A 12,030-nucleotide genomic window follows, 5' to 3' on the forward strand; every position below is an offset into this window, starting at 1 on the left:
ACATAGGTACGTGACTGGGGTGAGGGAACGCAGCCAACGCATCTGCAACCTGAACTACGACGCGTAAAGCTGGCTCAGAAGAAAAGGACTGGAGCATGGCAAGTTCGGGCACAACATCCACCAAGACGCGTTTTACAGGCGCGCAGCTGATTGTTCATTTACTGGAACGACAGGGCATCACCACCGTTGCGGGCATCCCGGGTGGGACCGTGCTGCCGCTGTATGATGCGTTAAGCCAAAGCACACAGATCCGCCACGTGCTGGCGCGCCACGAGCAGGGCGCAGGCTTTATCGCCCAGGGCATGGCGCGTACCCAGGGTAAACCGGCGGTCTGTATGGCCTGTAGCGGGCCGGGCGCCACTAACCTGGTGACCGCCATCGCCGACGCGCGTCTCGACTCCATTCCGCTGATCTGCATTACCGGCCAGGTGCCGTCCTCGATGATCGGCACCGATGCGTTCCAGGAAGTCGATACCTACGGCATCTCTATCCCCATCACCAAACATAACTATTTAGTTCGCGATATCAGCGAGCTGCCTCAGGTTATCAGCGATGCGTTCCGCATTGCGCAGTCTGGCCGCCCGGGCCCGGTGTGGATAGACATTCCTAAGGATGTCCAGACCGCAGAGATCGAGATCGACATTCTGCCGGAGCCGGGCGAGCGTGCCCCCGCGCCGGAGTTCAGCGCTGAGAGCGTGCGCGATGCGGCGGCAATGATCAACGCCGCCAAACGCCCGGTGCTGTATCTGGGCGGCGGGGCGATCAACGCCGCGGATGAAATCCGCCAGTTTGCGGAAAAAGCCAACCTGCCGACCACCATGACCCTGATGGCGCTGGGTATGCTGCCCAAAGCGCATCCATTATCTTTAGGGATGCTGGGCATGCACGGCGCGCGCAGCACCAACTACATCCTGCAAGAGGCGGATTTGCTGATAGTTATGGGGGCGCGTTTTGATGACCGGGCGATTGGCAAAACCGAGCAGTTCTGCCCGAACGCCAAAATCATTCACGTGGATATCGACCGCGCCGAGCTGGGTAAAATCAAGCAGCCGCACGTGGCGATCCAGGGCGACGTGGCCGAGGTGCTGGCGCAGCTGATCCCGCAGACGGTGGCAACCGACCGCGCCGACTGGCGCCAGCTGGTGGCCGATCTGCAACGCGAGTTCCCGGGCGCTATCCCAACCGAGGGCGACCCGCTGAGCCACTATGGTCTTATCAACGCTGTTGCCGCCTGCGTGGATGACAGCGCGATTATCACCACCGACGTCGGCCAGCATCAGATGTGGACTGCCCAGGCGTATCCGCTGAACCGCCCGCGCCAGTGGCTGACCTCCGGCGGCCTTGGCACCATGGGCTTCGGCCTGCCCGCAGCGGTTGGCGCGGCGCTCGCCAACCCGGACCGTAAGGTGATCTGCTTCTCCGGTGACGGCAGCCTGATGATGAATATTCAGGAGATGGCGACGGCGGCCGAAAACCAGTTAGACGTCAAAATCATTCTGATGAACAACGAGGCGCTGGGTCTGGTACACCAGCAGCAGAGCCTGTTCTATAAGCAGGGCGTGTTTGCGGCGACCTATCCGGGGATGATCAACTTCATGCAGATTGCCGCTGGTTTTGGCCTGCACACCTGCGATCTGAACGCCGAAGAAGATGCCCACGCGGCGTTGCAGGATGCGATTTCTCGCCCTGGCCCGGCGTTGATCCACGTGCGTATCGACCCTGAACAAAAAGTGTATCCGATGGTGCCGCCGGGTGCGGCAAATACTGAGATGGTGGGAGAATAAGCCATGCAGAAACAACATGATAACGTCATTCTGGAACTCACCGTCCGCAACCACCCTGGCGTCATGACCCACGTCTGCGGGCTGTTTGCCCGCCGGGCATTTAACGTGGAAGGCATTCTCTGCCTGCCGATTCAGGGCAGCGAGCACAGCCGCATCTGGCTACTGGTCAACGACGACCAGCGTCTGGAGCAGATGATAGCGCAGATCGACAAGCTGGAAGACGTCACCAACGTGGCGCGCAACCAGTCCGATCCCACCATGTTTAACAAAATTGCGGTGTTCTTCGAATAGATCGCTTAAGGTAAGCGTCTTTCGCTCTTGTAGGCCGGATAAGCGCAGCGCCATCCGGCTTTTTCAGACCGCAGGAACACACATGACCACCATCGCCCTTATTGACGACCACCTTATCGTCCGCTCTGGCTTTGCCCAGCTTCTCAACCTCGAACCGGATTTCCAGGTCGTGGCCGAGTTTGGCTCCGGTCGCGAGGCGCTGGCGGGCCTGCCGGGGCGCGGGGTGCAGGTCTGTATCTGCGATATCTCAATGCCGGATCTCTCCGGGCTTGAGCTGTTAAGCCAGCTGCCGAAAGGAATGGCGACCATTATGCTCTCGGTCCACGACAGCCCGGCGCTGGTCGAGCAGGCGCTCAACGCGGGGGCGCGCGGGTTCCTCTCAAAACGCTGTAGCCCGGATGAGCTGATCGCCGCCGTGCGCACCGTCTCCACCGGCGGCTGCTACCTGACGCCGGATATCGCCATCAAGCTGGCGGCGGGACGGCAGGATCCACTCACCAGACGCGAGCGTCAGGTGGCAGAGAAACTTGCCCAGGGCATGTCGGTGAAAGAGATTGCCGTAGAGCTGGGATTGTCGCCAAAGACCGTTCACGTTCATCGCGCCAACCTGATGGAAAAACTCAACGTCAGTAACGATGTCGAGCTGGCGCGCCGTATGTTTGACAGCTGGCAATGAACTCCCTTTTTTCGCGGCTGATCGCCGTTGTCGCCAGCTTTTTTATCTTCTCCGCCGCGTGGTTCTGCCTGTGGAGTATCAGCCTGCATCTGGTGGAACGCCCGGAGCTGGCGGTGCTGCTGTTCCCCTTTGGCCTGCGTCTGGGGCTGATGCTGCAATGCCCGCGCGGCTACTGGCCGGTGCTGCTGGGCGCAGAGTGGCTGATGCTGATCTGGCTGGCGCAGGAAGTGGCGCTGGCGCATCTGCCGTTATTGATGACCGGAAGCCTGCTCACGCTTATCCCGGTCGCCCTGATTTCCCGCTACCGTCACCAGCGCGACTGGCGCACGCTGCTGCGTCAGGGGGCGGCGCTAATTGCCGCCGCGCTGTTGCAGTCCCTGCCGTGGGTGGGTGAAAAGGAGGTGCTTAACGCCCTGCTGCTGACCCTTACCGGCGGCCTGACGCTGGCCCCGACCTGCCTTGTGATCTGGCATTATCTTACAAGCACTGTCTGGCAGCCGCTCGGCCCGGCGCTGGTCTCCCAGCCGGTGAACTGGCGCGCCCGGCATCTCATCTGGTATCTGCTGCTGTTTGTGGTGAGCCTGTGGCTCCAGCTTGGTCTCCCCGCTGAATTATCACGCTTCACGCCGTTTTGTCTGGCGCTGCCGATCATCGCCCTTGCCTGGCACTACGGCTGGCAGGGCGCATTGATCGCCACGCTGATGAACGCCATCGCGCTGATTGCCAGCCAGACCTGGCACGATCATCCTGTAGATTTACTGCTTTCCCTGCTGGCCCAGAGCCTGACCGGGTTGCTGCTCGGCGCGGGCATACAGCGCCTGCGCGAGCTGAACCAGTCCCTGCAAAACGAGCTGGCGCGCAACCGCCGTCTGGCGGAGCGTCTGCTGGAGACGGAAGAGAGCGTGCGGCAAGAGGTTGCCCGCGAGCTGCACGACGACATCGGCCAGACCATCACCGCCATCCGTACCCAGGCGGGCATTGTTCAGCGCCTGGCGGCAGAAAACGCGGGCGTGAAGCAGGGCGGGGCGCATATCGAACAGCTTTCGCTGGGCGTCTATGATTCCGTTCGTCGCCTGTTAGGGCGGCTGCGCCCGCGCCAGCTTGACGATCTCTCCCTGGAGCAGGCGGTACGCTCCCTGATGCGCGAGATGGAGCTGGAAAGCCGCGGCATTGTCAGCCATCTCGACTGGCGAATTAACGAATCTGCGCTGAGCGAAGGCCAGCGCGTAACCCTGTTCCGCGTCTGTCAGGAGGGGCTGAACAATATCGTCAAACATGCCAGTGCCAGCGCGGTCACGATCCAGGGCTGGCAGCAGGACGAGCGCCTGATGCTGGTAATTGAAGACGACGGCTGCGGCCTGCCGCCGGGCTCCGGCCAGCAGGGCTTTGGCCTGGCGGGCATGCGCGAGCGCGTAAAGGCGCTTGGCGGCACGCTGAGCCTCTCCTGCACCCACGGGACGCGCGTCAGCGTCAGTTTGCCGTTAAGGACGCATCATGTTTAAAACCCCCGCCAGCGCCGCCCCGCTAAGCAACAAAGCGGAAATCGACTCCCGCTACCGCTACTGGCGTCGCCATATCCTGATTACCATCTGGCTCGGCTACGCGCTGTTCTACTTTACCCGCAAAAGCTTCAACGCCGCCGCGCCGGAGATCCTCGCGAGCGGCGTGATGACCCGCACCGATATCGGCCTGCTGGCGACGCTGTTTTACATCACCTACGGCCTGTCGAAGTTCTTCTCCGGCATCGTCAGCGATCGCTCCAACGCGCGTTATTTTATGGGCGTCGGGCTGATCGCCACCGGCGTGGTGAATATTCTGTTTGGCTTCTCCACCTCGCTCTGGGCCTTCGCCCTGCTGTGGGCGCTGAACGCCTTTTTCCAGGGCTGGGGCGCGCCGGTCTGCGCCCGCCTGCTGACCGCCTGGTACTCACGCAACGAGCGTGGCGGCTGGTGGGCGATATGGAACACCGCGCATAACGTCGGCGGGGCGCTGATCCCGATGGTGGTGGGTGCCGCGGCGCTGCACTACGGCTGGCGCGCGGGGATGATGATAGCCGGTGGCCTCGCGATTGTCGCCGGGCTGTTCCTCTGCTGGCGCCTGCGCGACAGGCCGCAGACCGTCGGCCTTCCACCGGTGGGCGACTGGCGGCACGACGAGATGGAGATCGCCCAGCAGCAGGAAGGGGCCGGGCTGTCCCGCCAGGAGATCCTCACCAAATACGTGCTGAAAAACCCCTACATCTGGCTGCTGTCGCTCTGCTACGTGCTGGTCTACGTGGTGCGCGCGGCCATCAACGACTGGGGCAATCTGTACATGTCTGAGACGCTCGGCGTGGATCTGGTGACCGCCAACTCGGCGGTGACCATGTTTGAACTGGGCGGATTTATCGGCGCGCTGGTGGCGGGCTGGGGCTCGGACAAGCTGTTCAACGGCAACCGCGGCCCGATGAACCTGATTTTTGCCGCCGGGATCTTGCTCTCCGTCGGCTCACTATGGTTGATGCCGTTCGCCAGCTACGTGATGCAGGCGGCGTGCTTCTTCACCATCGGATTTTTCGTCTTTGGCCCGCAGATGCTGATCGGCATGGCGGCGGCGGAGTGTTCCCACAAAGAGGCGGCCGGCGCGGCGACGGGCTTTGTCGGGCTGTTTGCCTATCTTGGCGCATCGCTCTCCGGCTGGCCGCTGGCGCGGGTGATCGACATCTGGCACTGGAGCGGGTTCTTCGCGGTGATCGCCATCGCGGCGGGCATCTCCGCCCTGCTTTTACTGCCGTTTTTGCACGCGCAGGCGCCGCGCGAAGCGTGACGCGCCTCACCTTTTGCTGCCGAGACGCGCAAAACTAAGAAATTTTCCCGGTTTCACCTGGACGCTGTCTCAGGCATCTCTCCTGGCTGGTTTTTACAATGCTGCAAAAATCAGCTCAGGAGTAAACCAACCATGCTGGCCTTCTTAAACCAGGTGCGCAAGCCGACCCTGGATCTGCCGCTCGACGTGCGGCGCAAGATGTGGTTCAAACCGTTCATGCAGTCTTATCTGGTGGTCTTCATCGGCTACCTGACCATGTATCTGATCCGCAAAAACTTTAACATCGCGCAGAACGACATGATCTCGACCTACGGGCTGAGCATGACGCAGCTGGGGATGATTGGCCTGGGCTTCTCCATTACGTACGGCGTGGGGAAAACCGTTGTCTCGTACTATGCAGACGGCAAAAACACCAAGCAGTTCCTGCCGTTTATGCTGATCCTCTCCGCCATCTGTATGCTCGGCTTCAGCGCCAGCATGGGCGCGGGTTCCGTTAGCCTGTTCCTGATGATCGCCTTCTACGCCCTGAGCGGTTTCTTCCAGAGTACCGGCGGGTCGTGCAGCTACTCCACCATTACCAAATGGACCCCGCGCCGCAAGCGTGGTTCCTACCTCGGCATGTGGAACATCTCCCACAACCTCGGCGGGGCGGGCGCGGCTGGCGTAGCGCTGTTCGGCGCAAACTACCTGTTCGACGGCCATGTGATCGGCATGTTTATCTTCCCGTCGATTATCGCCCTGATCGTCGGCTTTATCGGCCTTCGCTACGGCAGCGACTCCCCGGAATCGTACGGCCTCGGCAAAGCCGAAGAGCTGTTCGGCGAGGAGATCAGCGAAGAGGACAAAGAGACCGAAGAGAACGAGATGACCAAATGGCAGATCTTTGTTGAGTACGTGCTGAAAAACAAAGTGATTTGGCTGCTCTGCTTCTCAAACATCTTCCTCTACGTGGTGCGTATCGGCATTGACCAGTGGTCAACCGTGTATGCTTTCCAGGAGCTGAAGCTTTCTAAAGAGGTGGCGATTCAGGGCTTCACCCTGTTCGAAGTGGGCGCGCTGGTCGGCACGCTGCTGTGGGGCTGGCTCTCCGACCTCGCCAACGGCCGTCGCGCGCTGGTGGCCTGCATCGCGCTGGCGTTGATTATCGCCACCCTCGGCGTCTACCAGCACGCCAGCAACCAGTACGTTTACCTCGCATCCCTGTTCGCGCTCGGCTTCCTGGTGTTTGGCCCTCAGCTGCTGATTGGCGTGGCGGCCGTAGGGTTCGTGCCGAAAAAAGCGATCGGCGCCGCCGATGGGATTAAGGGCACCTTCGCTTACCTGATCGGCGACAGCTTCGCCAAGCTCGGTCTGGGCATGATCGCCGACGGCACGCCAATTTTCGGCCTCACCGGCTGGGCGGGCACCTTCGCGGCGCTGGATGCGGCAGCGATCGGCTGTATCGTCCTGATGGCGATGGTCGCGGTGCTGGAAGAGCGTAAGATCCGCCGTGAGAACCGTGCGCAGAAATTAAAAGTAGCCTGAGTGTGCAGGTAACTTCTTTGCCCGGTGTGTGATGCCGGGCTTTTTTCTTAAAAAAAGACCATCCTTATTCAAATCAAAGATTTGTATTTACCCCGTTATCTCAACATGCAAACATTCTGATTTAACCACATTTTAAATCAGGTCTTTGTTATGGATAACTGGCTGGCGCTCTTCGACGGACAGACCCGTTACACCCTGGACATTACGGACTCCCGCGTCACGCCCGACGTGCTGCGTTTTAAGGGCCGCGAGGCCCTCAGCGAGCCCTTCCGCTGGACCATCGACTTCACCAACCCGCAGAATAATCTCGCCCCCGAAGAGGTACTGATGAAGTACGCCACCCTGCGCATGCGCAGCGGGAAGGCAGTGCACGGCATCATCACCCGTCTGGAGTGGCTTTCCACCACCGCCGACCAGTCGCATTACCAGGTGGAGCTGAGTTCCCGTCTGGCGCTGCTCAGCCGCACCCGCCAGTGCCGCATTTTCCAGAACCAGTCCGTGCCGGAGGTGGTGGAACAGGTGCTGCGCAGACACGGGCTGGATGGGCCGGACTTTGAGTTTCGTCTGGAGCGCAGCTATCCGGCGCGTGAACTTATCACCCAGTGGCGGGAGACGGATTTACAGTTTATCCAGCGCATTCTGTCAGAGGTGGGGATTTACTGGCGTACGGAGATGGATGATGTGCGCGGTCTGGATACGTACATTTTTGCCGACAGCCAGCTGAACTATCACTTTGATGTGCGCCTGCCGTACCGCGAGCCGTCGGGTCTGTTCGACGGCGCAGCAGAATCCGTCTGGGATGTGCGCACCTGGCACAGGATTGTCACCGGCACCGTCGCCACACGGGATTACAACTACCGGACAGCCACCACGCCGATGGATGCGACGGTCAGCGTACGCAGTGATGCGGTGACGACGGGTGAGCACTACCGCTACGCCGCGCCGTACCGCACGGCAGGGGACGACAGCGACCCGGAGCCGGAAACCGAATCCGGCGCATTTTATGCCCGGCTTCATCACGAGCGGGAACTCAATAAATCAGCCCGCATTCACCTGTTCAGCAATGCCTCACTCCTCGCGCCCGGTCAGGTGCTGGAGCCGCAGGGCGATGTCATTGATGCCCTGAAAGAGGGGGCCATCCTCACGCTGGTGACTTTCCGGGGCGCCCGTGATTCCCGCCTGCACGTATCGGTGTGGGGCATGCCTTACACCGAACGGTACTGTTTCCGCCCGAGGGAAGTTTCGCGCCCGGAAATCCACGGTACCCTGCCCGCCCGCATTGAGAGCCGGGAAAAGAACGATATCTACGCCCACCTGGACGACCAGGGCCGCTACCGCGTCAGGCTGGACTTTGACCGGAACGATGCGGAACAGGGATTCGCATACCTGTGGCTGCGGATGGCGAAACCGTATGCCGGAGAAACGTACGGCTGGCATACGCCACTGACCGACGGGACCGAAGTGGCGATTGCGTACAGCAACGGCGACATCGACCTGCCGTACATCGCGTATGCGCTGCACGACTCGGAACACCCCGACCCCGTGACCCGCGACAACCACACCCGCAACGTGCTGCGCACTCCGGCGAACAACAAGCTGCGGATGGAGGATAAGCGCGGTGAGGAGCACGTCAGGCTCGCCACGGAGTACGGCAAGACGCAGCTCAACAGCGGGCATCTGGTGGACGCGCAGGAGCAGCACCGGGGCAAAGGATTTGAACTCCGGACCGATGAACACGGCGTCATTCGCGTGGCAAAGGGGCTGTTTGTCACTGCGGACGGGCAGCAGAAGGCCGCAGGCGGGGTGCTGGACATGAACACGGCACTCAGGGAAATCGACGTCTGCCTGCGACAGCTTCAGCAGCTGGAGGTGGCGGCAGAGCAGGCGCAGGCGCTGAAAGCTGACGTGGACAGCCAGATACAGATGTTTGAGCAGCGCCTGAAGCCGCTGAACGAAACCCTGCTGTTCTCTGCCCCGGAAGGGGTTGCCGTGACCAGCGGGGAGCACATGCAGATGACAGCGGCAAAAAACGTCGCCGTTAACGCCGGAGGGGATATCAGTGCCGGTGTCATGGGCAACATGACGGCGCTGTCGGGGGAAAAGCTCGGGCTGTTTGCCAGAACGGGCCAGCTGAGCCTGAAAGCCAGTGAAGGCCCGGTTGAGATGCAGGCGCAGAACGGGAGAATGCAGCTGTTCGCGGAAAAGAAGCTCACCCTGTCGTCCGCGAGCGACATCACGTTTGCGGGCAAGAAGCGCATCACGCTCATCGGGGGCGGGAGTTACCTGCGGCTGGAGGCGGGGAAGGTAGAGTATGGTACGACCGCGATGTATATACGGAAGGTTAAACGGACAATGGCAGCGGGGAAAAATACAATTGAAACTGATTTACCTTCTGTTGCTGGCGAAGTCACAGATTTACAGTCCATTAAAAAAATTCTGTTCTCATAATCAAGGATTGAACGATGCATATTTCCCCTCCTATTTTATTACCATATTCCCCGAATGGCATTTTCAGCGACTGGGTTTTTCAGTGCATGCCTGTCGATACTGCACGTAATTATCCCGTAAATCCTGTGGGTGCATGGCACGGGGGCATACATATTCCTCATACAGATATTTCCAGTGCACAGGCCAACCCCATCCGGGCAATTGCTGACGGTACTATTATTTATGCCAGGTCTCCATCCGAAAACAAAGATAAAAAGCCACTGGCTTATAATGGGAAAACGGACGATGGGTGTGTACTGATCCGACATAAGATATTGATTGGCGAAGATCCTGTCGAGTTTTTTTTTATTCGTTGACCATGCACCTGAAGCAGGTTCGATTTGAAATTTTGTCTAATATTGGACAGCGTATAAAACGTGAGCAAGTCTTAGGTACGTCGGGTGTCGTGGATGGAAAAAATGCATTCCACTTCCAGATTTGTTGCGAGCAAAAAATGCTCGATGTACTGTGTGGTCGAATTGATGGAGGGATAAATATTGCGTTCCCGGGAAGGGTAAAGCCTGTATACGGTAGTGAGTACTATTATTTCCCAGCGGGTACTCCTGTTTATGGGGATATTCCTAAAGGTTTTGTGCACGCTCCAGCGAACCTTACGACGGAAGATTTATATATTATCAACAGTGGGGGAGATACAAAAACGCTGCGAAAAAAAAATGATGGTTTCTATGACCACATCGGCAGTGTTGCTGTGGGCGTCAATTATATCAGCGAAGCATCAGGGGTTGATTCCCTGAAAAATGCCATGGGATACAGTCAGTGGGTTAAGATTGCGATCCCTGGTGGAAGTGGGTGGGTCGATGTCTGTACTAATAATATAATGACTTACAGCGAGGCCGAACTACCTGACTGGGCAGGATGGTCTCTGATTGATGACGACGCATCCAGCGATAGCCAGTGTAATTCAAAAATTATAAAAAAGTTATATGCAGAAAAAAAGAATGATGATGCAAAAGATCTGCTTAAACACTCAATTTGCAAGTTTCCATTCGAGTGGGATTTTTCAACATTCGATGCGCGTTTTTCATGGGTAAAAACAAAAACAGATCATCTACCCGAGCCATTGACCGATGATGATTACAATGAACTCAAGGAACACATAAAGTCGTTATGCTTCTTTGATAAATTGCCTGCTGAGGTACAGAAGGAACTCAGTGGTCAGATTTGGCATTTTGAACCCCGAGTATTTATCACGCAGATACAAAAAGCAGAGCGCCGTTTGATCTTTAAAACCATCAAAAAAATGAATGACTTCACTGCTGATGATATGCGGTACGGTGATATGGCGAAAGAGCAGATACTCGCTCAGGGAAAAATGAACAAAGTTGACATTTGGGGGCAGGAGTTTAAAGTTAACTTTTTCAATTTTGACAAGACTATTGATGAGCATTTTAAGAGCATGGATAGTATGGGGTACTGGACTGCTTGGGGAGAATATTCAAGTCTTATAAATATCATGCTCAAAAAGTTTAAAGCGAACGAAGGTGGGGTTTTAAAGCATAATCTTTTGAATAAGGCATTTTCTAAACATGTAACTACAGTGGAATGTGTTAATAAAATTAAGGGGTTTATTAAATCATTACTTGATGACAATGGTTATATGAGTCTTTCGGTTAATGACTTAAACGTGTTAAATGAAAAAATAAGGAATGGTGTTAAGCTTCCTAAATTCGATAACTATGATTGGTTTAATGGTTTAGGAATAACTATCCATGATACTTATTCCACGCAAATTTATCTTAATTATATAGATGTTAGTGACGGTAAATTTAAAGCCGAAATTTCATTTCAAATACAGGATCACTTTGGTTTAGATGTTGCTGATGTTAATGGGAAATGGTTTGAAGACTTTCCATGGTTTTGTTCATGGTTCATTCTTCAGCGTTATACGGAATTTGGATATATGCCATTCATTAACGAGGCTGAGTTTTCAATGGTTGTTGAAGGGTGATAAATGAAGTTTAAATATATTTTTTTAGTGATAATTATCGGCGTTATAATAAGCGTGATTTATTTGTTTTTAAAACCAGCAAAAGTATCTGGGATATATCAAGATATAACTTATGACAAGCGCTGGGGTAGTGAATGTAAATCAACTATTGTATTGGTAGATAATGCTCCGCTGACGAAATCAAACCTTGCTAAATTATGGAGTCGAGAGAAAACATTCATTTTGGATAAGTGGAAGCCTTTTGTTAATAAATGCGATTATATACTTTTTATAAAAAACAAGACTGAGCCTCCTCATGATAGTGAGGAAGTTAAGTACTGGGTAGGTGATTATCAGTTATGTCTTAAAGGTAAGATAGATAGTTGCATTTCGAAAGATGAAAGGTTGTTTTATATAGGCATTGATAAGCAAATATATGGCGATAGATTGATCGGAGAGTTTGGCAATAAAAAACTTTATCTAAGTTTTGTGGACTGAATATTTTATTCTACCGG

General features: G+C 56.2%; 10 protein-coding genes. All 10 read left to right on the forward strand.

Going from position 1 to position 12,030, the window contains the following annotated elements:
- The first annotated feature begins 95 nt into the window (after positions 1-95).
- Positions 96-1,784, forward strand: a complete 1,689-nt coding sequence (gene ilvB / locus O1724_RS00420; RefSeq protein ID WP_003861056.1) for an acetolactate synthase large subunit — start codon at positions 96-98, stop codon at positions 1,782-1,784.
- A gap of 3 nt (positions 1,785-1,787) precedes the next feature.
- Positions 1,788-2,075, forward strand: coding sequence for an acetolactate synthase small subunit (ilvN, locus tag O1724_RS00425; protein ID WP_003861055.1), 288 nt, complete (start codon positions 1,788-1,790; stop codon positions 2,073-2,075).
- Positions 2,076-2,157: 82 nt separating this feature from the next.
- Positions 2,158-2,751: a response regulator transcription factor UhpA gene (gene uhpA, locus O1724_RS00430; protein ID WP_003861054.1), complete on the forward strand. Its 594-nt coding sequence runs from the start codon at positions 2,158-2,160 to the stop codon at positions 2,749-2,751.
- The gene (gene uhpB / locus O1724_RS00435; RefSeq protein ID WP_003861052.1) at positions 2,748-4,253 is read left to right on the forward strand and encodes a signal transduction histidine-protein kinase/phosphatase UhpB; all 1,506 of its coding nucleotides are present in this window, start codon (positions 2,748-2,750) and stop codon (positions 4,251-4,253) included. The genes uhpA and uhpB overlap by 4 nt, the downstream gene beginning before the upstream one ends.
- Complete coding sequence (uhpC, locus tag O1724_RS00440; protein WP_003861050.1) at positions 4,246-5,556, forward strand: MFS transporter; 1,311 nt, start codon at positions 4,246-4,248, stop codon at positions 5,554-5,556. Before uhpB ends, uhpC begins: the two co-directional genes overlap by 8 nt.
- Positions 5,557-5,688: 132 nt before the next feature.
- Positions 5,689-7,080, forward strand: a complete 1,392-nt coding sequence (uhpT, locus tag O1724_RS00445; RefSeq protein WP_023315092.1) for a hexose-6-phosphate:phosphate antiporter — start codon at positions 5,689-5,691, stop codon at positions 7,078-7,080.
- 150 nt (positions 7,081-7,230) lie between these two features.
- Entirely contained in the window at positions 7,231-9,528 is a 2,298-nt protein-coding gene (locus O1724_RS00450; RefSeq protein ID WP_214595543.1) for a type VI secretion system Vgr family protein, read from the forward strand.
- 14 nt (positions 9,529-9,542) lie between these two features.
- Positions 9,543-9,884, forward strand: a complete 342-nt coding sequence (locus tag O1724_RS00455; protein ID WP_234833958.1) for a M23 family metallopeptidase — start codon at positions 9,543-9,545, stop codon at positions 9,882-9,884.
- Positions 9,885-9,916: 32 nt separating this feature from the next.
- Positions 9,917-11,536 (forward strand): DUF3289 family protein, encoded by a 1,620-nt coding sequence (locus tag O1724_RS00460; protein WP_234833959.1) that lies wholly within the window; start codon positions 9,917-9,919, stop codon positions 11,534-11,536.
- Positions 11,537-11,539: 3 nt separating this feature from the next.
- A complete protein-coding gene (locus tag O1724_RS00465) occupies positions 11,540-12,013 on the forward strand; it encodes a hypothetical protein (protein ID WP_045895476.1) in 474 nt (157 codons plus the stop codon).
- Positions 12,014-12,030: the final 17 nt, after the last annotated feature.

The sequence above is a fragment of the Enterobacter cloacae complex sp. HYC074_NIDB genome, from assembly GCF_056673345.1.